The 21218-nt window shown below is 42.6% G+C and carries 14 protein-coding genes; 5 read left to right on the top strand and 9 right to left on the bottom strand.

What is annotated here, in order from left to right; translation table 11 throughout:
• Complete coding sequence (locus G509_RS21880) at positions 1 to 1566, top strand: sigma-54 interaction domain-containing protein (RefSeq protein ID WP_051200132.1); 1566 nt, start codon at positions 1 to 3, stop codon at positions 1564 to 1566.
• Here the strand turns inward: G509_RS21880 and G509_RS0110970 are convergent.
• Positions 1558 to 2142: a Crp/Fnr family transcriptional regulator gene (locus tag G509_RS0110970; RefSeq protein ID WP_026991586.1), complete on the bottom strand. Its 585-nt coding sequence runs from the start codon at positions 2140 to 2142 to the stop codon at positions 1558 to 1560. The genes G509_RS21880 and G509_RS0110970 overlap by 9 nt on opposite strands.
• A gap of 187 nt (positions 2143 to 2329) precedes the next feature.
• Between G509_RS0110970 and G509_RS0110965 the strand changes: the two genes are divergently transcribed.
• Both G509_RS0110965 and G509_RS0110960 read left to right on the top strand, forming a co-directional pair.
• A complete protein-coding gene (locus tag G509_RS0110965) occupies positions 2330 to 2965 on the top strand; it encodes a Crp/Fnr family transcriptional regulator (RefSeq protein ID WP_051200129.1) in 636 nt (211 codons plus the stop codon).
• A gap of 398 nt (positions 2966 to 3363) precedes the next feature.
• Complete coding sequence (locus G509_RS0110960; RefSeq protein WP_081663286.1) at positions 3364 to 4470, top strand: proline iminopeptidase-family hydrolase; 1107 nt, start codon at positions 3364 to 3366, stop codon at positions 4468 to 4470.
• 73 nt (positions 4471 to 4543) lie between these two features.
• Here G509_RS0110960 and G509_RS0110955 read toward each other — a convergent pair whose 3' ends face one another.
• From G509_RS0110955 to G509_RS0110945, 3 genes are all read right to left on the bottom strand, one after another.
• The gene (locus tag G509_RS0110955) at positions 4544 to 5212 is read right to left on the bottom strand and encodes a type 1 glutamine amidotransferase domain-containing protein (RefSeq protein ID WP_035738890.1); all 669 of its coding nucleotides are present in this window, start codon (positions 5210 to 5212) and stop codon (positions 4544 to 4546) included.
• Positions 5213 to 5253: 41 nt separating this feature from the next.
• The gene (locus G509_RS0110950) at positions 5254 to 5544 is read right to left on the bottom strand and encodes a putative quinol monooxygenase (protein WP_026991582.1); all 291 of its coding nucleotides are present in this window, start codon (positions 5542 to 5544) and stop codon (positions 5254 to 5256) included.
• Between the two features lie 194 nt (positions 5545 to 5738).
• On the bottom strand, positions 5739 to 6317 hold the full coding sequence (locus tag G509_RS0110945) for a Crp/Fnr family transcriptional regulator (RefSeq protein ID WP_035739066.1): 579 nt from the start codon (positions 6315 to 6317) through the stop codon (positions 5739 to 5741).
• A 160-nt stretch (positions 6318 to 6477) separates the two neighbouring features.
• Between G509_RS0110945 and G509_RS21875 the strand changes: the two genes are divergently transcribed.
• Complete coding sequence (locus tag G509_RS21875) at positions 6478 to 7350, top strand: alpha/beta fold hydrolase (RefSeq protein WP_035738887.1); 873 nt, start codon at positions 6478 to 6480, stop codon at positions 7348 to 7350.
• A gap of 15 nt (positions 7351 to 7365) precedes the next feature.
• Here the strand turns inward: G509_RS21875 and G509_RS0110935 are convergent, their stop codons facing one another.
• The 3 genes from G509_RS0110935 to G509_RS0110925 form a co-directional block, all read right to left on the bottom strand.
• Positions 7366 to 8058: a type 1 glutamine amidotransferase gene (locus G509_RS0110935; RefSeq protein WP_026991580.1), complete on the bottom strand. Its 693-nt coding sequence runs from the start codon at positions 8056 to 8058 to the stop codon at positions 7366 to 7368.
• A 187-nt stretch (positions 8059 to 8245) separates the two neighbouring features.
• Complete coding sequence (locus tag G509_RS0110930) at positions 8246 to 8536, bottom strand: hypothetical protein (protein WP_026991579.1); 291 nt, start codon at positions 8534 to 8536, stop codon at positions 8246 to 8248.
• Positions 8537 to 8654: 118 nt separating this feature from the next.
• Positions 8655 to 9251 (bottom strand): Crp/Fnr family transcriptional regulator, encoded by a 597-nt coding sequence (locus G509_RS0110925; protein WP_026991578.1) that lies wholly within the window; start codon positions 9249 to 9251, stop codon positions 8655 to 8657.
• 86 nt (positions 9252 to 9337) lie between these two features.
• On the opposite strand from G509_RS0110925, the gene G509_RS0110920 reads away from it, so the two are divergent.
• Entirely contained in the window at positions 9338 to 10405 is a 1068-nt protein-coding gene (locus G509_RS0110920; protein ID WP_026991577.1) for a hypothetical protein, read from the top strand.
• A 54-nt stretch (positions 10406 to 10459) separates the two neighbouring features.
• Here G509_RS0110920 and G509_RS21870 read toward each other — a convergent pair whose 3' ends face one another.
• Both G509_RS21870 and G509_RS21865 read right to left on the bottom strand, forming a co-directional pair.
• The gene (locus G509_RS21870; RefSeq protein WP_161627178.1) at positions 10460 to 18589 is read right to left on the bottom strand and encodes a LamG-like jellyroll fold domain-containing protein; all 8130 of its coding nucleotides are present in this window, start codon (positions 18587 to 18589) and stop codon (positions 10460 to 10462) included.
• A gap of 660 nt (positions 18590 to 19249) precedes the next feature.
• Positions 19250 to 21217: a cytochrome-c peroxidase gene (locus G509_RS21865; protein ID WP_051200127.1), complete on the bottom strand. Its 1968-nt coding sequence runs from the start codon at positions 21215 to 21217 to the stop codon at positions 19250 to 19252.
• Position 21218 lies beyond the last annotated feature (1 nt).

The following is a 21218-nucleotide window of genomic DNA, read 5'->3' as shown; positions in this document are numbered from 1 at the left end:
ATGACATACATTTTAGATAATAATAATGATATAATAGCCCACTTAAAGCAAAGAGAGGCGCAACAATCGCAGCTTATTGCCATGAGCGGTGCCCTGGCGTGTGTTACCACAACAAAAGAGCTAAACAATGTGGTAAATACCATAATTAAAAACACAATAGGTTTTAGCCGTTTTATGATTTGCCTTGAAAGCGAATGCCAACAGGTATATAAGCTTTTTTACCATAATAATGCTGTAGAATATATTAAGCACAAAGGCGATAGCTACAGTAAGAATATGGATATTTTTAATTCGGTTGTAAATGCCCCAGAACCCGTTATCCTGTCCAGGAATGACTATCGGCAAACAGCGGGTATACCCTCCTGCATTCAAGGTGCTTTTCAGGAAAATATAGTTACTATGGTTTGCTGCGCTTTACCATCCAAACAGTATAAGGGAGTGTTATTTATAGGCTTTGAAAAAGGAACCCCGCAACGAAACAGCCTGCACCTTATTAAAATGCTATTGGTGCAACTGTCAATTACACTGGCTAACATAATTTTGCTCGAAAAGATAATCACGGTTACGCCTGAAGCTAAAACCGGAGCTTTACCAGCTACAACTGAGACCGTAAATTCAATGGGAATTATAGGCAACAGCCAACCCATGCACAAAGTACGCAGCCTTATACAGCTGGTAAGCAACACTAACAGCGGTGTTTTAATACAGGGCGAAAGCGGCACCGGTAAAGAGCTGGTGGCAAACGCCGTGCATTATAATTCTGACAGGCATTCTAAACCGTTTATAAAAATAAATTGTGCCGCAATACCCCATAACCTTTTAGAGAGCGAACTATTTGGGCACGAAAAAGGCAGCTTTACCGGGGCCGTAGCCAAAAAGATCGGTAAGTTTGAACTGGCCCATACGGGTACATTGTTTTTGGATGATGTATGCGAAATGCCCCTGGAATTGCAGGTAAAATTACTAAGGGCATTGCAGGAAAAAGAAATTCAGCGTATTGGCGGTACTACTACCATTACGGTAGATACCCGCATTATTGCCGCTACCAACAAAGATTTGCAGGACCAGGTTACTGCCGGTAATTTCAGGGCCGATTTGTTTTACAGGCTCAACGTCTTTCCTATAAACATTCCCCCGCTAAGGGAACGTTTGGATGATTTGCCCCATTTAGTACACTTTTTTATAAACCGTTACTGCACTAAAAATAAGCGGCCTGTTAAAACCATTGCCGCCAGGGCACTTAATGCACTTAGCATGTATCATTGGCCGGGCAATGTACGCGAGCTGGAGCATGCCATAGAACGTGCCGTACTGCTATCTCCGGATAAGGTTATTAAAGATGTGCCCGTTGGCAACCAAAAACCAGCTGCCCCGGCTGGTGGCACTACCATTATAAAGCCCTGGAACGAGTTTGAAAAAGAGTATATTCTTACTGTGCTTAAATTTTGTAAGGGCAAAGTATCCGGCCCTAATGGTGCAGCATCGCTGCTGGATATACCCCCTACTACACTCAACTCTAAAATGGAAAAACTGGGTATCAAAAAAAGGCACTATCTTTTAGATTAACAAAGAGGCCAAATTTTTTTTAACCCGGCTCAAGCTCTCCGGTGTTATGCCCAGATAAGAGGCAACATGATAATTTTTAACCATTTTATAGATGTTTGGATACATGGTTATAAACATCATGTATCGTTCCTGTGCCGATTGCACCATGGTAGATAACAACCTTTTTTGAAAACTGATGAGTGATTTTTCTACCCGCTCCCTATAAAATTTTTCTATCTGCGGAATTTGCCTGTACAAACCTTCAAGACTTTTTTTAGGCAACTGGTACACCACGGCATCCTGCAGGCACTCTATATTTAGCATTGCACAGCCATCGTCTAAAAAAGCGGTATAATCGGTAATCCACCAGCCATTAACCGCAAATTGCAAGGTATATTCTTTACCACTGGCATCAATAAAATAAGTACGTAAACAACCGCTGCGCACAAAATACAGATAAGTGGCCGGCTGGCCTTCACTCAAAATAATGCATCCTTTTTGCACAGAAATTTTCCTGATAGCACCTGCTATAGTATCAGTTTCTTTTTGGGTGAGGTTTATTACCCCGAACATTTCTTGTACAGTACAGGATTTCATTTTTTTGCGTATTAAAACTGTTGCAAAGTATTTTCTATCAAAATAATTACATAATGCTTACCCCTGCAAATACCTCTTTGATATGTATAACTAATTGTCGGGATCAGCTATATTTTCAGCATTAAAAATTTACAATATTGCTCTAATTTTGTCATCACAGTTTAAGTTTACAAATGTTACCTGCATTATGGACAATACATTAGATAAATCAAAAATGACTGAAGGCCAGATTTTTGCCCTGCCTTTTTTCGAATTTGTATCTCAAGATCTTCCGATGGATATCGATATGATAGCCTTAATTGCCGGGCATTGCAAACCGGTGGCTTTTAAAAAAGGATGCCGCCTGCTGGAAACCGGAGCCGACGGTAAATACATTTATTTTATAGTCAGCGGCCAGGGTATCTCTTATTTTACCGACTATAACGGTAAAACAACCACCTGGTTTTTTCACTTTAACACGCCCGAAGCCTCAGTAAAAAATGTATTTGCGGTAGATTACAAAAGCTTTCTCTCGGGTGCACCGGCTACCATTTCTATCGAAACACTTACTGATGTAACTGCCCTTAGATTTTCGAGGGATGATGTACATTTTCTGACCTATAATTGTGCACTTTTTGAAAAATGGATGCGCCTTGTTAATGAGAGGGCTTTTATTATGATATACGACCGATTGTCTACCCTGCTTACACTATCGGCTACAGACCGTTACAAGAAATTTTTGGCAGATGAGCCGCACCTGCTCAATATGTTCTCTAACTACTATATAGCTTCTTATCTTGATGTTGCACCCCAATCGCTAAGCAGGATACGAAAAAACATCTAAACCATCTCCCGCTTATAAGCCATCATACACACACATTCCTTAAATTTTTACCACGAAGGCTACAAAGGCCAAAAGAAACTTAACCACAAGGCTCACAAAGTTTTATATGAAATACAAGTACACGAAAAGACAACTCTGTTGTCTTACAAAGTACACAAGGCTGCATAACTATTGCCTTGTGTTCTTCCACTTTTAGGTGGTTGTCTTAGCAGGCTTTGTGTTATTTATCTATGATTGTTTTGTGCCTTTGTGGTTAAAATTAAATGCCTTGCATTGTAAGGGATACGAAAAAATATCTAATAAATCGCCACACTTTTGGGGATGCTACTTATTAACATAGGTGAATGCGCAGGCAGCCATCTATATAGATATTTGTGTTAGATTTTAAACAAAAAACTATGAACGATTATAAGCCATTGGTAAGCCAACAGAACGTTTACCGCTTTAAAAAACAGTACCCTTTAAAAAGTTTTATTAAGCCACTTATGGGTCTTGCACTGTTATTGATGTTAATTACAGCTGCTTCGTGCTCCAAACAAGAGCAGGCTACACAGCATAATAAGCCTGATTATTACAATATTGATACTACCAAGGTGCAAACAGGAGGAATAAAAATGATTCCGGTTACCACAGGTAACAAAACGTATAATGTATGGACCAAACGCATTGGCAACAACCCTAAAATAAAGGTGCTGCTATTGGCCGGTGGCCCGGGCATACCGCACGATTATTTTGAAGCATTCGAGAGCTTTTTACCTGCCGAGGGTATTGAGTTTTACTATTATGATGAGTTAGGGTCTGGCAATTCGGACAAGCCCAACGATACTACCCGATATAACATTGCCAGTGCTGTAGATGAGGTAGAACAGGTGCGCAAAGCACTGCAACTAAATAAGGGCAATTTTTATCTTTTTGGGCATTCCTGGGGTGGGCTGCTGGCTATGGAATATGCCGTAAAATATCAGGGTAACCTTAAAGGCCTGATTGTATCTAACATGACTTCGAGCGGAAAAGAATTTAACCGCTATGTACAACAGGTACTGGCAAAACAAATTCCGCCCGACGCTATGGCGCGTATTAACGAGCTTTCGGCCAAAAACGACTATGCCAATCCGGAATATATGGAGTTGGCCATGAAACACTTTTATGCACAGTTTGTTTGCCGTATACCGCTGGAACAATGGCCGGAGCCACTAAACAGAGCATTGAGTAAACTTAACCAGCCTTATTATAACAAGCTACAGGGGCCCAGTGAATTTGGCCTGTTAGGAAGCCTGAAAGATTGGGATATTAGCAGCCGCCTTAAAGAAATATACGTGCCTACCCTTATAATTGCCGCTAAATATGATGAGATGGACCCGCAACATTTAAAATGGATGAGCACCGAGGTTAAAAACGGGCACTACCTTTATTGTGCCAACGGCAGCCACCTGAGCATGTATGATGAGCAGGCCTTTTACATGAACGGTATCATTAAATTTATTAAACAGGTAAACAACAAATAATTACAAACAAAGGCTGCAATAACTTGCAGCCTTTGTTTATTTAAAAAGTATATTGCTGTAATGAAACAGTAAATTATGCCTCCAGGATTTTGATCATTTTCTGGGCAACGCCCTTGCCCGATGCCGGGTTTTGACCGGTAACCAAATTGCCATCGGCAATGCTAAACGGTGCCCACGGCTCTACGGTGTGGTATATGGCGCCCTGTTGGGTAAGTGCCGTTTGCAGGTCGAAAGGCACATCAGCTCTTGCGTAGGCGTCTTCTTCTTCGGTTGTAAAAGACGAGATGTTTTTGCCGTTTACAAGGTAGCTGCCATCGCTAAGCTTAACATTTAGCAACGATACCGGGCCATGACACACGGCGCCTACTACGGCATTGCGCTCGTAGGTTTCTTTAACCACCTGTTTTAGCAGTGCATTATCGGGCATGTCTACCATTGGGGCAAGGCCGCCGGGCATAAAAATAGCATCGTAAGTGCTTACATCCACATCAGACAGTTTAACTGCTTTTTGCATGGCTGCCCAGCCTTTACCTGTTAAAAAAGCCAAGTTATCGGGGTCGGCAGCAGACTGAAGGTCATCAAGATACGGAGTATCTCCGTTAAGGCTGGCAAAATCTATCTGGTACTGTGCCCTGTCAAATTCGGCATAAGGGTGTGCCACTTCAGGTAAAAAATTACCTGTTCTTCTGTTGTTTGGACCAATAGTGTTGGCGTTAGAAACAATAATTAGTACTTTTTTCATGATTTCTGATCTTAAAATTTATAGTTATGATGGTTTGATGTTTAGAATAGCTGTTTAACAACATATACCTCGCGGGCCTCTAAATGAGGGATTATTTTACCGGCCACAATTGCCTGGTAATGTGCAGAATTTTTGTGGTCTTCCTGCGCCTGGGCATCGGTGTAGCGTTCGTGCAGTATCAGTTCGTGCGGGTTGGTTTCGCTCTGGTAAATAGCGTAGTAAACATTACCAGGTTCTTTTTTAGTAGCTTCGGCAAGAGCCGGTAATAGTTTTAGAATCTCGGCAGTTTCTGTCTCCTTTATTGTCCATTTTACAATTACTTCTTTTTCCATGATCGTATCGATTTTAGATTTTAAAATGCTTTAATATTACACTTCAAAGGTCTGCAATCTATACCCCTAAAAAATTGATGTATGGTAATAAACAAGTATCGTTAAAAATTAAAACCAACTGAATTAGAATACATTAAAACAAAAAGGATAGCATTGCTGCTATCCTTATGTAATTATATGTTATAGTAATTAGTCTATTTTTTAGCCAATTCGTGGCGTACCCTGCTAAGGCTTTCGGTGGTAATGCCCAGGTAAGAGGCCAGGTGATAGTTTTTTATGTTCTTTTCGATATCCGGGTACGATTTTACAAACCGCAGGTACTTTTCCTCTGCCGACGAGGCCAGGTCAGATAGTATCCGTTTTTGGTAGCTGCCAAAAAACCGTTCCATCTTAACCCTGAAAAAACTCTCTATTTGTGGCACCTCTTTGTAAAGCTGTTCCATACTTTCTTTAGAAATTTTGCAGATAACAGCATCGGTAACACAATCTACATAGAACATCGATTTTTCGTTAGTAAAAAAAGCAGTGTAATCGGTAATCCACCAATCTTTAATAGCAAACTGCAAGGTGTACTCTTTTCCGGTTTCAGATATAAAATACGTTCTAAGGCAACCGCTAAAAACAAAATACTGGTAGGGCACAAATTGTCCCGGGGTTAATAAAACGTCGCCTTTTTTTACCAGAATCTCTTCGAATGCTTTTTCGGCAATCTCTAACTCCAAAAGTGAAAAATTAACCCCTTTAAATACATCCTGAACCGTATATTTTTTCATATCGCTTATACTACCTACCAAAGATACGCTATTAAAAAATGTTGCCAAAATTCACTTTTCAGCCGTCTTATATAACTAAAAATCAAAATCTTACCATAGGGTAATTTTTATAAAGTATTAAATCGCGAAATTTGATACACTAACCTTTAAAACCAATACAATGAACACTAATCAGGTAAGTTATAAATACCAAAAAATCAGAGATATACAGATATTTTACAGGGAAGCCGGCAATCCGTTGAATGAAACCATAATATTGCTGCACGGTTTCCCTACGTCATCGCACATGTATCGCCGGGTTTTAGACGAACTATCTGACAATTACCACCTTATAGCCCCGGATTACCCCGGATTTGGCGAAAGTGACTTTCCATCGGCCGATGAATTTGAGTATAGCTTTGATACTATCGCAAAACTGATAGATGAACTCCTTGAAAGCCTGAAAATTACATCGTATACCCTTATGATTCAGGACTATGGCGCACCCATAGGCTATCGGATTGCTACTGCCCACCCCGAAAGAGTCAGGGCGCTAATTGTACAAAACGGTAACGCTTACGAAGAGGGACTGAGTGCCGGTTTTGATGCCACAAAAAAGTTATGGCAGGACAGAACACCTGAAAATGAGCAACCTATATATGCTATGTTCTCTTTAGAAGGTATTAAATGGCAATATACTCATGGTGCAAAAAACCCCGAACACATCAATCCAGACAACTGGAACCTTGATTACCTTAAAATTTCCAGGCCGGGCAACCATCAGGCGCAATTAAACCTTATTTACGACTACCGCAATAATGTAAAGCTCTACCCTACATGGCAAAAGTACCTACGGGACAATCAGCCCCCGTTACTGGTTACATGGGGTAAAAACGACCCGTTTTTTCCGGAAGCCGGTGCTAAGGCATACCTAAACGACGTAAAACAAGTAGATTACCATATTTATGACACCGGGCATTTTGCTCTCGAAGAAGAAGGACATAACATTATTGCAAACATTAGAGACTTTATGCAAAAGCTAAAAAACAACTGATATTTTACAAGCTATTTAACTGTTGCTCAAGCGTGTAAACAGCTTGCTGAGGATAGCGTTTGTGTTACGGGTTAAGTTAGCATTAGCAAGAATGGCTTCGGCGGTTTCTATGTAGGTACCGGGTACCAGTTCTTCCAGGCCGTGCTGCACCATAAGTTGAAGGCTCTCCGGCGTTGCCTCTAAATGAAATTGCAGCCCTAAAACTTTATCCTTATAAACAAACGCCTGGTTTTTACAGGCCTCGCTTACAAGCAGTAAGGTAGCATCTGGCGGTAAATTAAAGGTATCGCCATGCCAATGGAATACCGGTGCCGTAAGGTCGATGCCCTTTAATAGTGGGTGATTTTTCCCCTCCTGCGTTGCCCTTACGGGGAACCAGCCTATCTCTTTCTGGTTGTTTGGATATACTTCGGCGTCCAAAACTTCGGCAATTAGCTGAGAGCCAAGGCAAATGCCCACCACGGTTTTGCCTGCGGCAATGGCTTTTTTTATAAAGGCTTTTTCTGCCGCGAGCCACTCGTACATATCTTCCTGATACACACCCATTGGGCCGCCCATAACTATAAGCCAGTCTATTGCGTTAAGATCGGGCAGCGTGTATGCCTCATAAAAATGGGTGGCTGTTACGGTATGGCCGTTGTCTTCTGCCCAGTTTGTAATGTAACCGGGGCCTTCAAAAGATACATGCTGAAAAATGTGGATGTTCATAATACGAAATTTTAGCGTCACAAAATTGGTTATTTTTTAGTTGTGATGCCAACTTTTAAAATCGATTTTATTTATCACAGCCCCACATCCATATATTATTAATTATTAAAACTTTAGCGAATATAAAAAAACAAAATTTTATTAACCGAAGTAGGACCCTGATTAACTGAAGCTTACCTTAACCCTATTAAATTAACGCGTGTATGTTTATGGCAATAAACAGCAGGCTTAAAAAAACGCTTATGGCCAGTATGGCAAAAGATACGTAAGCTTTTTGCTGAGACAGTACCGCACCATTATAGATCATACAAAAAATAGTTACAAAAAACAGTTGTACCATTTGGGCAGGGTTTGTGCCGCCCATTAATATAAACATGGCTGCAAAAGAGCCTAAACAGCTTTGTGCAAGTATGCTAAGTGTTGCAAAACCAATAAGGCCATGTTTATAATTTTCCTGATATTTTAAATAAGTGTTCATGATAAAATGCGTTAGATTTATAGTGTAAAGGTAAATACACACCTAAGGAGCATTTTATGACCCAAATCATAAGGGATGAAAATTTTGAAAAATTTTTCCGGAGGGAGAATTCTAACTGTTAGCGGTACACTTTGCGGTCTTCTATAATAAGCAGGCCCTTTTTTTCGAGCGATTTTATAGACCGTATAACCGTTTCTACACGCAGGCCGGTAAGGTCGGCTATTTGCTGGCGGGTAAGATCTACCTTATATTTATCGGCGGGTTGCAGCTTACTAACCGATTCTTTAAAGTAATCGATAAGTTTTAAGATGCGATGCTCGGGCTCCTGCGATGAAATTTCTGATGCCATTACAGATTTAAAATACAGTCTTTGCGCCAGGTTAACCGTCATGCTCAAATGTGCCTCGGGGTTAGCGAACAGTAGTCTAAAAAAAGACTCTTTGGCTATGGCATAAACCTCAGCATCTGTAATTGCCACGGCATTTGCCGGATAGGGCTTGTTTATAAACAGCGGCGGTTCGCCAAAGCAATTGCCCTTTGTAAAAATGCTCTGTATAAACTCTTTGCCCTCATCGTTAAAATTGTTCATTTTAATTTCTCCCGACTTTATCTGGTAAAAATACTTAGCGGTATCGCCTTCCTCAAAAAGGATATCGCCTTTTTTTATGGTAATACTACCGGCCCCAAATTGCTGCAAAAGATTTTCGTCGATCATTATGGTACGAAATAAAATGAATACCAAAGTTACTGTGTAAATGGTTATGTAGTAAAAAATAATATATTTACTGTAAAGCTTTGAGTATGAAATTTTCTGAATCGTTTAAATCGACGCTGCAAGATAAGCTTGCCGCAAACAAAGGTATTTTTGAAGAAAAAAGCCTGCAAATAGTAGATGAGGTGTTTAATACCCCTGCAAGAGTTATTTTAGTATCGTTATGCGACTATTACTATCCATTTAAAATTGACTATAAAAGGTGTGTGGAAATAATAAAAAATTCGGTAAAGGATCCGGAAAACTTAACCATACGCAAAAGGCTGGGGAGCAGTTATAATTTTTGGGAAAATGAAATTTATTTTGTGCCAAGCCAAAATGAGCCTCCCTTTTGGGGAACCAAAGAAGAGGAGGACTATAGGTTTAAAACGGAGAATTTTGAGTACGAATGCGAAGATGAATTTTGGCTGGACGAAGTTAACCATAAAGATTACGAAAAACTTTCAGGGTTTAATTGCTTCAATCGTATTGCACAGGATAAGGATAGCATTAAAATTTTTGGGATTAAGGGAGCTCAATATAATAAAGATGCATGGAAAGAATATGTTGTTAAATTAATTGAATATCACTTTAGCGATTTTACCCTGGACCTGCCTAAGTCTAATAAAATGCTCCGTTTTTTAAAGCCAATAAACAGCGAATTCTATTTTGGCTTTGAATATGATACCCGTGAATTAGCACGGTTTTTACCAAGAAATCAACTGGTAATGCCAGAATATATGAATATTATTATAGTTCATAAATCTTTTACGAAAAAGGTAAAAGACGCTGAATACGTAAATGGCTACAGCGATACTATTTTTAGCCTGGGGGTATTAGGAAATCCATTCTTCTATCATCCCTGTTTTCCCATCCAAGGTTTTGCAGCCGTAGATATGTACCATAAAAAAGATGTATTTATGAGCATGGTACCCAACTATATGTGGGAACATAAAGAGTTAGGAGATAATATGGTTGAGATAATTGCTCCCGAAATGTATGGCGAGAAACTTAAAAAACATCTTTTTTACTACATGAAGTTGCTGGCTTATTCTTCGGCAGGATATTTAGAGTATTTAGAAAAAAGTATAGTTGATGCATTACAGGCAGAGGCCTAATAAAAAAAGGGCCACGCATTGCGTGGCCCCTCCTAACATTATTTAACCAAAAACTTATTTTACTTTTAGCAATTTGTAGCTGCCGGTAGCATCGCCAACATGAAGCTGGATGATAAATACCTGCTCGCCCGAAAATGCAGAAAGGTCTAATTCTATTTTCTGGCCTGCGCCAATGGTGGTAAGGTTGTCCAGAGAAGTTACTTTTCTTCCAAGAAGATCGTACACCTCAACAGCTACTTTTTTACCTGCCACAGCACCATTAAGCTCTATGGTAACTTTACCGGTTGTTGGGTTAGGATACAAACTTACGTTGCCTAACGCTGCCGGGTTGTTGGTACTAAGAGGCTCTTCAACCAAAATATATTCGGCTTTCAGCACCTCTTCGCTGCTACCCGCCGCGTTAGATGTAATTAGTTTAACATCATAAACACCTGCCGCTGGATACGTAACCACCGGGGCAGCCTCTGTAGACGTTGCCGGTGTACCACCTTCAAACGTCCACTGCCAAGCGGTTGGGTTGTGCGTACTTAAATCGGTAAAGGTTACGGTTTGCCCTTCGGTTACAATAACATCGTTGGCAACAAAATCGGCCACCGGCTCCTGTATACCTAAGAACTGGTTTAACGAGAATACTACCGATGCCGATGCATTAAAGTTAACCTGCCCAAGTGTAGCATCTGTTTGCGGCGTGTTACTGCCGTTAGGGTGCTGTACCGAGAAGAAACCATACTTATAATCGGGCGTAAAGGTTAAGCCCGTAGGCTCAGACCCTGCCGGCATAGAACCAAATAAATGCACGTTAGGGTTATCCTGCCTATGGTCTGGCTTAATTACCCAGATGTACATAAGGCCACCATCCTGGCATACCCAAAGGTTACCCTTATCATCAAACACAAGGTTATCGTTACCATCGCTCCAAGGCTCAGTAACGGTACCTGTAGCTGTAGTTAACGGGTACGACATGCCTCCTGCAAAGGTTTCAAATTCTGATACCGTTGTACCGTTATCTTTAAACCTGTAAATACGGTTCTTGCCTTTAGAGGTAAAGTATACCTTTCCGTCTAACGGGCTAATCTCGCAATCTTCTACCCCGTTAAAGTTGGTACCGCCAAGGGTAGCTGCAACAAGGTTAAGGTTGTTACGGTCGGCCTGCGTGGTGTTAGGCACCTGTACCCATGTAGCGGTAGAAGAGCTTGGCTCGTCTGACGATAAAGCCAGGTCTAATTTTAGCACATACACAGCACCCGAATATAACTGGCCCGGTGTTGTAGGTACAAATTTGTAAACACAATGTGTGTTACCGTCTTCGCCATAGTAAGCGGCGGTACCATCGGCTTTAACCACTACGTTTTCGTGGTTCATACGGCCCATAGCCCACAGTTTTTCCTGTTTGCCATTGCCATGCTCTTTAACCATTGCGGTTGTTGGGTCTATTTCTACCAACCAGCCCACATCCTGGTAGCCATCGCCGTTAACATCTCCGGCATCTGTAGCCTCTTCAGATGTTACAATGGTGCCCCACGGTGTAGTACCTCCGGAACAGTTTCTGTTAGTAGTTACCAGATCTGTATTGTACATATCTACCCTTTTAGAAACATCTACGGTCCAAAGGTCGTTGGTAGTATCTAAATGAAGATCTAACATAGACACGCCGCCCGGGTTGTTTTCGTGGTTAACCGAAAGGTGCCCCTGGGTGCTGCTGCCGCTAATTGGCACATAAGCCGTATAATCGTGGTTGCCCGGCACGTTGCCCGAACCATCGGTATAAGCACTACCCTCTTTATAGATCATCTGGAAACGGTGTTCCTGCGGGATGATAAGGTTAGCGGTTTGCCCTGTTGGGTTGATGGATGTAAAGCATGCAATATGCGGTGCATCGCACGGTACAGTAAGGTCTACTGCATCTTTAATGTACATATCAAACTTACTGTCTGAACTTGATGCATCGCGGTTGTGTATCTCTACCGATACCCTGTTGATGCCTTCCTGGAAAATTGTTTTAGGAAGCTGGTGTACAAAATACCTGTTCTCATCGGCACCATCAACCGTTGATGTAGAATGTGTAAGGTAATCAAAGTTGCCTGTTGGCATGTTTTCTCTAAACACCTCGTTACCGTTTACATAAACTACGGCACCATCATCGCGTTTTAGTCCGAATTCTACCATATCGGCAACATCGGCAAGGGTAATGTTAATATCCCTGCTAAAATACGTAGTGATGTATTTGTTGGCCGAATCGGGTCCGAACGATACTGTAGTGGCTACAGGGTCGCCGTAACCAAACGGTGCAACGTCAGACATCCATGCTTCGGTATTGTAGGTAGAAGCTGTCCACTCTACAGCGTCAAGGCTTGTACCGTTATCAAGGTAATACCATTCTGAATCTTTTGGCATTGGATAGGCCGATGCAGCCAATGGCGGATAGTTAAAGCCTACCTTCATATCAAAACCAAGGTCGGAGCTACTGGCGGTTGCCTGGTGAAGCTCTACTGCAATTACATTTTCGCCATCCTGTAAAAGGTTGGCTGTTATTGCCTGGAAGAACGTACTCTCGTCGGCATCGCCTACAGTAGAAGATGCATACGTGTTGTAAGCAATATCGCCGGTTGGCATGTTCATCCTGAACGCCTCTGTACCGTTTACATATACTACCACACCATCATCCCTCAATACATCAAATATAAGCGACCCGTACTGTGCGGCATTTTCTACGTTAAACGTATGCCTTAAGTAATAGGTTGGATATTTGTTTTGCGCATCGGTACCAAAGTTTAGCGTTGTGCTTTCCACACCGTCGCCATATCCAAGTATACCGTTACCAAAATCCCATGCAGAATCATCATAAGCATTGGTTTTCCAGTCGGCAGCAAGCGCTACGCCTGTGTCGTTGTATTTCCATAAGCTCTGCTCTGCAATAGGGAATGTTCCTACCGGATAGTTGGTATCGCTAATCCATGCCAGGTAAACCGGCGTATCGTTAAGCGCTATTTGCGGGAAGGTTACAATGTTGTTAGACTTAGTACCCTGTGCCACAATGGTGTAATCGGCTGCCGGGTTTCCTGTAATTAGAAAATAGTTATTGGCAAGCACGTTAACATCATTAAGGTTAGCAAACACCTTGGTAAGGTCTACTTTAGGGCTGCCGTTGGCAACGTAAAGCGACTCAAATTTCCAGCGGGCATTAAGGTATAGCGTATCGTTTTCTGCCGTGCCCGATAGCGGAAGTATCTCGCTGCCGGTTTCCCTGCCAATAACCACGTTATTTTCAAGACTGGCAATATCTTCGGCAAGGTACATACCATTCCTATTATCGTTCTTAACACTCCAGTTACCCGCAACTTTATTACGGAAAGGCGCCTGTACATTACGTATTGGGCCTGTAGCCGGTATTATAGAGGCATTGGTATAAGGCACCTCTACCACTTGTGATCCGCTGTTAACAAGGTAACCGCTGTTGTCCTGGTTAAAGGTATAGTTATAGGCAAGGTCTTCGGTTGGCTCTGTAATGGTTAAGTACATATCCTCGCGAATTTCTTCTACCGTTTTGGCTTTTGTCCAGATACGGAACTCGTCTATATTACTCTTTGTGGCTGCACCGTTGGCAATGTTTTTACCAAAAGCAAGGTCGTTGGCACACGGAAAGAATGTTGTTACCGGCATACTGTCTACCAGCTCGCCGTTTACATAAAATTTAAACTCGCCGTTTGGTGTAAACGTAACGGCAGTGTGGTTCCACTCGTTCAAATTCCAAACCACATCAGAGTTTAAAGAGTTCCAGCCACCGGCCGATCCTTTACCTGTAATGGTTTGAAGCGTCTGGTTGCCAAGAAACTCCATTTCCCAGCCAAAGTTACCACCGCTAAAGCTTGTAAAGCCTACAAGCTTGGTGTTGGCACCGGCAGTTTGGGTTAAACGGCCCCACATTTCTACTGTAAACTCTCCCGAAAGGGCTGCATTTACACCTTCTTTAGGTAGGTACACTTCGTGGTTGTTTTCTAAATCTATAGCACCACCCTGTTGCGCAATAACATCGTCAACATCGGTAGTAAAGGCAAGGTAATAGTTACCAAGGTCTAAAGCTATATCATTAAAATCTACTTTTAAACCATCAGCAACACCTGTAGCAACAATCTCGTAGCTGCTTAGCGGGTCGCCTTTAATAAGTAAGTAGTTCTCTACTAAAGCATTGGTTTGTTCCGGGTTTTCAAAAACCGTTTCAAGGTCTATTTGTACCGTAGCGGTCTCTATGCCAAGGGCATTTATATGCCAGCCACCTGCTACATATGATGTATCTGTGCTTGTACCAAGGTCCAAGATCTCGCTGTTAAGTTCACGGCTAATAACCGCGTTCTCTATAAAGCTGTTAATCTCGTTTTTAAGATATAAACCGTTGGTAGGTTCGTTGGCAATACTCCAGTTACCCGCCATCTGGTCGGGGAAATCTGTATTAACCTCGGCAACCGGGCTGGTAGCATCTATAATCTGGGCATTGGTGTAGGCAATTGTGCCGGCTACCGTGCCTGTATTTTCTAATGCACCGTTATTTTCCTGGTCAAAAGTAAAGTTGTATTTAAGATGCTCATCATCTGCCTGAACTATAGCATGCATTTGCTCCTTAATCTCGGCCTGTGTTTTTACACGGTCCCAGATGCGGAATTCATCCATGATAGAGAACGTTTGCCCGCCGTAGTTAATACTCTTACCAAGGGCAAAATCCCAGTTGGTATTGGCAACATAAGCCGCATAAGCGTTAGATGCCTTAAGCTCTCCGTTAACGTATAGTTTAATAGCATCGCCCGGCGCTGCAGTAATAGCTACGTGGTTCCATTCGCCTATGGTTAATGGCGTACCCGAGTTAATACTGTTCCACGCCGCGGTGTTGGTACCAAAGGCTACAGAGAACGTATTGTTATCCGGAATTTCAATGGCAAAACCGGTAGAGTTACCGTTTATTTTACCGTGATTGGATATAAGCTTATCGTTAGTACCAGGGTCCTGCGTTACGTTTACCCAGAATTCTACCGTAAAGTTGTTGCTTACAATTGGGTTAAGTACCGCATACGGAATTTTTACATCGTGGTTGCCCGTTAGCGATAAAGCACCGCCACGGCCTGCTGTAAATTCGCCGTTGGTCCAGCCAATAAAGTAAATACCATCGGTTAGGTTAGCGTTGTAGAATGTAACATTCTGACCATCATAACTACCTTCAGATACCTCGGTAAACTCTGTTTCGCTTACCTGTTTTAGCAGGTAATACTGGCTTGCCATATCGTTAATAGAATCTAACTGGGTTAACGCCTCAGCAAGATTTACCTTTAAGGTAGCAAACGGCTGGTTAACAGGGTCTATCCTCCAGCCTCCGGTTGAGTAAAACATTTCCTCATTGCCCGGTACCGGTGCAAGAACAGTCTCGATATTTTTACCAATAATAACATTACTGCTGTAGTTGGTAATAGCATCGGGCAGGCTAAGGCCGCCATTGTTTACGGTATTGTTTTTACTCCATTTACCGCTTACAACATCCTGGTATTCAACTTCTATATTACCTACCGGCGATGTTGCTGTAGACAGCGTACCACCGTTCAAGGTAACATTTGTACCTAAAGAGCCCTGGCCGGTTATGGCTGTAGGTGTCTCCTCATCAGTATTAAAGGTGTAATATACTGCAAGGTTATCCTCATCGCCTTGTAAAGAGTAATGCATGTGCTCCCTTATCTGTTCTACCGTTAAGGCAGTATCCCAGATACGAACCTCATCAAGATCAGCCTGTGTGCCCGTGTTAGGGTAATACGGGCTATTGCCCAAACCTAAGCCCCATGAGTTAGGTATGTACTGGCCAAAGTTAGCCTCTGCCACAAGCGCACCGTTTACATAATACTTCATGGTACCGTTTTTAGTAGCCGATAAAGCCACATGGTTCCACTCGCCTATGTTCCACACTGCACCCTGACCGGAAATTGAGTTCCAGCCTGAGCCGTTGTTACCTACAACTACATTAAGCTTATTATCGTCAGGAAACTCAAAAGAGATACCTGTACTTAAGTTGTTCACCCTGCCGTTGCTGGCAAGCAGCTTAAAGTTATTACCCGGATCGGCATTAAGTTTACCCCAAAATTCTATGGTAAAGCTATCGCTAAGGGCATCATTGGTTACTGTGCCCGGTATTGCCATTTGAGACGATCCTGAAACCTTTAGCACCTCGCCACGAGCCGACTCAATATCAGCGTCAAGCATAATTTGCTCGTCAGATATCAGCCTGCCGTACAATACTACGTTGTCTAACAATCCAAGGAATTTTTTATTCTGGAAGTTGTTACCCAGCCTTACATCGGCTTCAGATACCGTTGGTGGTACCACCTGCGCAAAACTCTGTATAAGGAAACCATTGTAGTAAAGCGATAGTTTTCTTCTTACGTTATCGTATTTCCATGTAATGTGAGACCATGTGTTGGCCAATAAACTGTACTGGCTTGTGTAGGTTACGTTGGTAGCATGGTTGGTAAACGTTAGCTTGCCGTTGGCATCTATGCCCATAGAAACACCTGCGCCTGCTGCACCATTAGATAAAATAGTGGCACCGTTGGCCGGAATTTCGCTTGGGTTAACCCAAAATACAAAGCTAAAAGGCCTGTCGTGCAGGTCCAGCTCGTTAGCCGATGCCAAATGCACATCGGTACCGGCTGTAAATTGTAGTGCGCCGTTGGCAACACCATCCCTGTCGGCCGCATAGGCCTGGCCTGTAGCAGTTAGGGTGTGGTTGTAGGCAGATGCATCGGTAAGCGCATTATCCATACCCAAAGAAAGTTTAAGGGCATCGGCATTCTGGCTGGTAAGCATGTCTTCATGAATAATAGTCTCAAAGAAAGGCTCGCCGTTAAGGCCCACATACTGTACTTTCATTCTGCGGTCATCTACATCGCCATAAACATCTACCTTAAGATAGGTTTGTTTCATACCGGTTAGCAGGTAATCGCTGTTGTAATTTACGTTGATGATACCGTTACCAATATCAGAATTCAGGTTACCCGAAAGCACATCGTACAACGGGTATTTTACATCGCCTTCGCGAATCATGAACTTTTGCTCATGGATATCGGCACTAAACGATACTACACCATTAATGTTATTGGTTTTAATGTACTCTATAAGCTCGTCTGACTGGGCTGTGTTACAAAAGTTACGTCCACCACAATCGCGCTCAAAAGACGGCGTACCGTTTACAAGCACCTTAAAAGCAGCGGTAGAGTTTAATAAGCCCGTTTTAAGCCACGCAAACTGATCGGGACCCAAATGTTGCTGGGTACCATCGCGGTAGCTGCGGTTGTCTAATAAAAAGTACTCAACATCTTTATAAACGTACGATGAGTAAAGCCCCTGCCCTTCGGGTGTGCTTTTATATTCCGGATTAGGCCACCAATCCATAAATATTTCGCGCATTTGCCCCAGGGTTGGCATGTTTTTGTTAAACTCGTTTGGCCCCGTGTCGTGGTTGTCTGTAATAGCCAGCTGCGGCATGGCCATTGTAAGGCTGTCGTGAAACTGCCTGAAAAACATGTAACGGTCAAAAGCCATGTCTTTGTTGGCCCAGTCGTCCTGGCCGTCAAGGCATTGCCCCATGGCGTGCTCTAAACCTAAAAGGTACACAGCATCGCCCAGCCAAACCATAAGGTCGCTTTCTTCCTGTGCCATTACATTAAAAATCTCCGGGTCGCCATTTACGTGAAATGCCGATTCCGGAATGTCCATACAGCGCGAAAGATCGTAGATCCTTCCGCATCCGCCCGATAAAAACGTAAAGTCATCTACAATGTCGTTTTCGTTTTTGATAACAGAGGTACGGCCCGATGGCGTACCGTTAACCAACACATTGGCCGTGTAGGTTTCTCCGGCTGTAAGGCCCGTATACTCGTACGAACGCAGGCTGTAGCCCAAGCGGTCGTCTGAATTAAATACGGTGCCGGTTAAGGCTGTACCGGGTGTGTTGCTGCCGGTAAGCGAAATACTGAGCGCTGCACCAGAGCCGGTATTGTTTTTTGTTAGTACCCATACCCGTACTTTGTTGTTGTACACGGGGCTTAACATGGGTCCATGAACGATGGAATCTCCGGGAATGGTTTGGGCGCTGCCGCTAAAACCACAACAAAGAGAAACCAACAAACTCAGGAAGAGTAAGTTTTTTTTCATTTTAGGCATGTAAAAATTATTAGTTAGTAAATGTATTTGAGCCGCAAAAATAGCAGCGGCATTCTTTAACATGCCCCCTAAAAATTTAAGTTTACTTTAAGCTAAAGTGAATATTAGCCTTAAAATCAGCTGCGAAACCGGTGAATGATATCCGTAAGAAAAAACCCATATCATAATAAATTAGAGATACTGCAAGCAAGATGTAGTTAGCATTAAAAAATAGTCAGTTTTTTTGCTTTTTTATTGAATGGTACAGAGGCAAAGTCATAATTAATATAATTATAACCTTTTCTTTAAGCAGCCCGCAATGTTAAATAAGGCAGCATAACGGCTTAACACAAAACCGGTTTTTGAGCGTTGAGGCAGATAAAAACATTTCGAAATGTAGTTGTGCGCTGTAGTAATTGCTTTGTTTTGAAGCAAGTATATTTTTTTATTGTTTAGTATTATTTAAACCTACAAGGTTCTAAAAACCTTGCAGGTTGGGTTGACCAACTTACATACCGCTAATCTCCTGCAAGGTCTCGAAGACCTTGTAGGTATAATTCAATACATCATTAACAATAACAATTATAAACCAAAACATTACACAATAAAAAAGTCCCGCCAAAGGTGGCGGGACAATTGTAAAAAACTAACATATATAAAAAAACTACTCTCTTATTTTTTAGCACCGGGATTATCCGTCAGGGCCTCCATAAAGGCTATCAGGGCCTCGGTTTCTTTTTTGCTGAGGTTTAACGCATCCGGCGGCAGCGTTTGATTAGGCACCTCATAATCAAGGCCTACGCCTGCCGCCCCACCTTTATTATAAAAATCAACTACCTGTTGCAGTGTGTTATATGCCCCGTTATGAAAGTACGGCGCCGTAAGTTTGGCGTTGCGCACCGTCATAGTTTTAAACGAACCGCGGTAAATTTCTTCGCTATCTTCTAAAATGCCGTTCTTAATGCGGCCGCCATCAGTATCAACAATCATGTTATCAGGACTTTGCAGTACCCCAAGTACTTCGCTTTCGTTCTCTGTAAATAGCGGTGGTACGAGCCCGCTAAACAACGGTGCATAGTGGCAGGTGGCACAGGCCGCCTTGCCCATAAACAGGTTAAACCCCTGTTTTACCTTGGGCGACAGCGTTTTAGCCTTGCCCTGTACATATCGGTCAAATTCGGAATTGAACGACCGCAGCGATATAATATACGATGACAATGCCGCCGAGAATTGGTACCTGCTTATAGCCCCCTCTTTACCAAAAGCGCTCTTAAACAGCGCTTTATATGCAGCATCGGCATTTAATTTATCCTGAAGCTTTACAAAGCTGGTATTAAACTCCAAGTGATTCTCTATAACGTGTTTAGCCTGATCTTCAAGGTCGTATGCCCTTAAGTCGTAGAAATACCTATCAGAAAATACTGCATTAATCAAGGTAGGCGAATTCCTTAGCACTGTCATCCCTTCGGCACTGGCGGTAGATTTTGGTTTGCCATCGGTAAAGGCCAGTTCGGGGTTATGGCAGCTGGCGCAACTCATTGTGCCTGTTTGGCTTAGCGATGTATCATAAAAAAGCTGTTTGCCCAGTTGGCGCAGGGTTTCGCTATCATCTTCTTTCTTTAACAGGCTGTAATAGTATGGGTTAAGCAGGTCTTCGCCAAAAATATTGGTGTTGTTGGCATTCCACGAGGGTACTTTGCCCCACCTTTCGGCAGACGACTGCAAATGCAACGCCTGCTGCACCTCCTGCAACTTTTTGTATAATGGGTTAAGGTATTCCGTTAAAAAAACAAGCCTGTCGAAGGCCTCAAAATTGTCGTGCTTTTTTAAATAAGCCACCGAATTTAACAGTAATATTTCACTTTCGGACTTCGACTTTGCATCCAGTTTGCCTAAAAGTGGCGTTACAATTTGCTGCACCCCGTTTATGGCAGCGGCAGCCTCCTGCATGGCGTTTAAAGATCCGGGAGAATCAAATCCGGTTATGCCCATAGAAAGGATACGGATCAGTTCTAACCGCGCGGCCTCCACGATCTCAAAATCGTAGAAAAAGTTGCGCTTGTCTATGGCCAATGCTATCGCGATGAAGTTCTCCTGCAATTGTGCCGCCAGCTCCTGTATGTGCTGTTTAGATTGTGCTGCCTCGTCTGAAAATACCAGCTCATCCAACGCCTGTAGGCCCACGGGGGCTATTACACGGCGTTCGCCACGGTAATGGTCGGTATCTAAATAGTCGAGGGTTATGTTTTTGCTGTATTCCTGTGGAGATACCACATTGTAGCCCTGCTTTTTGTACTCTTCCTTTACAGGATAGGGGTCCAGGTGGTTTAACGGCGGCCCGTTTATATAGGCCTTTACATGCCGGGGGTAGTAATATTCTAAAACGGCCTCGCTGGCTTTAAATGCCTTACGGGTTGTGGTAAGCTGCGCTTTTAGCTGTTTTATATCCTGCGTGCCTTTTGCGTAAGCGGCAGCCACATCGTCAAGCATGTTTATCTGCTCAGACAGGTTATTTACATTAGCACTGATTATAGGGCGAAACTCGTCCTGGTAATAATCGTTACCGCCAGATTGCAGCGCATTGGGCAGCAACGCCGCTGCCATTATTATAAAAAGGGGAACAAGTAATTTAAGGCTCATT

The sequence above is a fragment of the Flavobacterium subsaxonicum WB 4.1-42 = DSM 21790 genome (assembly GCF_000422725.1).
GTDB lineage: Bacteria > Bacteroidota > Bacteroidia > Flavobacteriales > Flavobacteriaceae > Flavobacterium > Flavobacterium subsaxonicum.
The sequence above is the reverse complement of the archived record's forward strand: the minus strand, read 5'-3'. Positions and strand labels throughout refer to the sequence as shown.

Excerpts from the sequence above, each read along its gene's own strand:
- G509_RS21880 (WP_051200132.1), top strand. The coding sequence starts at position 1 with ATGACATACATTTTAGATAATAATAATGATATAATAGCCCACTTAAAG.
- G509_RS0110970 (WP_026991586.1), bottom strand. The coding sequence starts at position 2,142 with ATGAAATCCTGTACTGTACAAGAAATGTTCGGGGTAATAAACCTCACC.
- G509_RS0110965 (WP_051200129.1), top strand. The coding sequence starts at position 2,330 with ATGGACAATACATTAGATAAATCAAAAATGACTGAAGGCCAGATTTTT.
- G509_RS0110960 (WP_081663286.1), top strand. The coding sequence starts at position 3,364 with ATGAACGATTATAAGCCATTGGTAAGCCAACAGAACGTTTACCGCTTT.
- G509_RS0110955 (WP_035738890.1), bottom strand. The coding sequence starts at position 5,212 with ATGAAAAAAGTACTAATTATTGTTTCTAACGCCAACACTATTGGTCCA.
- G509_RS0110950 (WP_026991582.1), bottom strand. The coding sequence starts at position 5,544 with ATGGAAAAAGAAGTAATTGTAAAATGGACAATAAAGGAGACAGAAACT.
- G509_RS0110945 (WP_035739066.1), bottom strand. The coding sequence starts at position 6,317 with ATGAAAAAATATACGGTTCAGGATGTATTTAAAGGGGTTAATTTTTCA.
- G509_RS21875 (WP_035738887.1), top strand. The coding sequence starts at position 6,478 with ATGAACACTAATCAGGTAAGTTATAAATACCAAAAAATCAGAGATATA.
- G509_RS0110935 (WP_026991580.1), bottom strand. The coding sequence starts at position 8,058 with ATGAACATCCACATTTTTCAGCATGTATCTTTTGAAGGCCCCGGTTAC.
- G509_RS0110930 (WP_026991579.1), bottom strand. The coding sequence starts at position 8,536 with ATGAACACTTATTTAAAATATCAGGAAAATTATAAACATGGCCTTATT.
- G509_RS0110925 (WP_026991578.1), bottom strand. The coding sequence starts at position 9,251 with ATGATCGACGAAAATCTTTTGCAGCAATTTGGGGCCGGTAGTATTACC.
- G509_RS0110920 (WP_026991577.1), top strand. The coding sequence starts at position 9,338 with ATGAAATTTTCTGAATCGTTTAAATCGACGCTGCAAGATAAGCTTGCC.
- G509_RS21870 (WP_161627178.1), bottom strand. The coding sequence starts at position 18,589 with ATGAAAAAAAACTTACTCTTCCTGAGTTTGTTGGTTTCTCTTTGTTGT.
- G509_RS21865 (WP_051200127.1), bottom strand. The coding sequence starts at position 21,217 with ATGAGCCTTAAATTACTTGTTCCCCTTTTTATAATAATGGCAGCGGCG.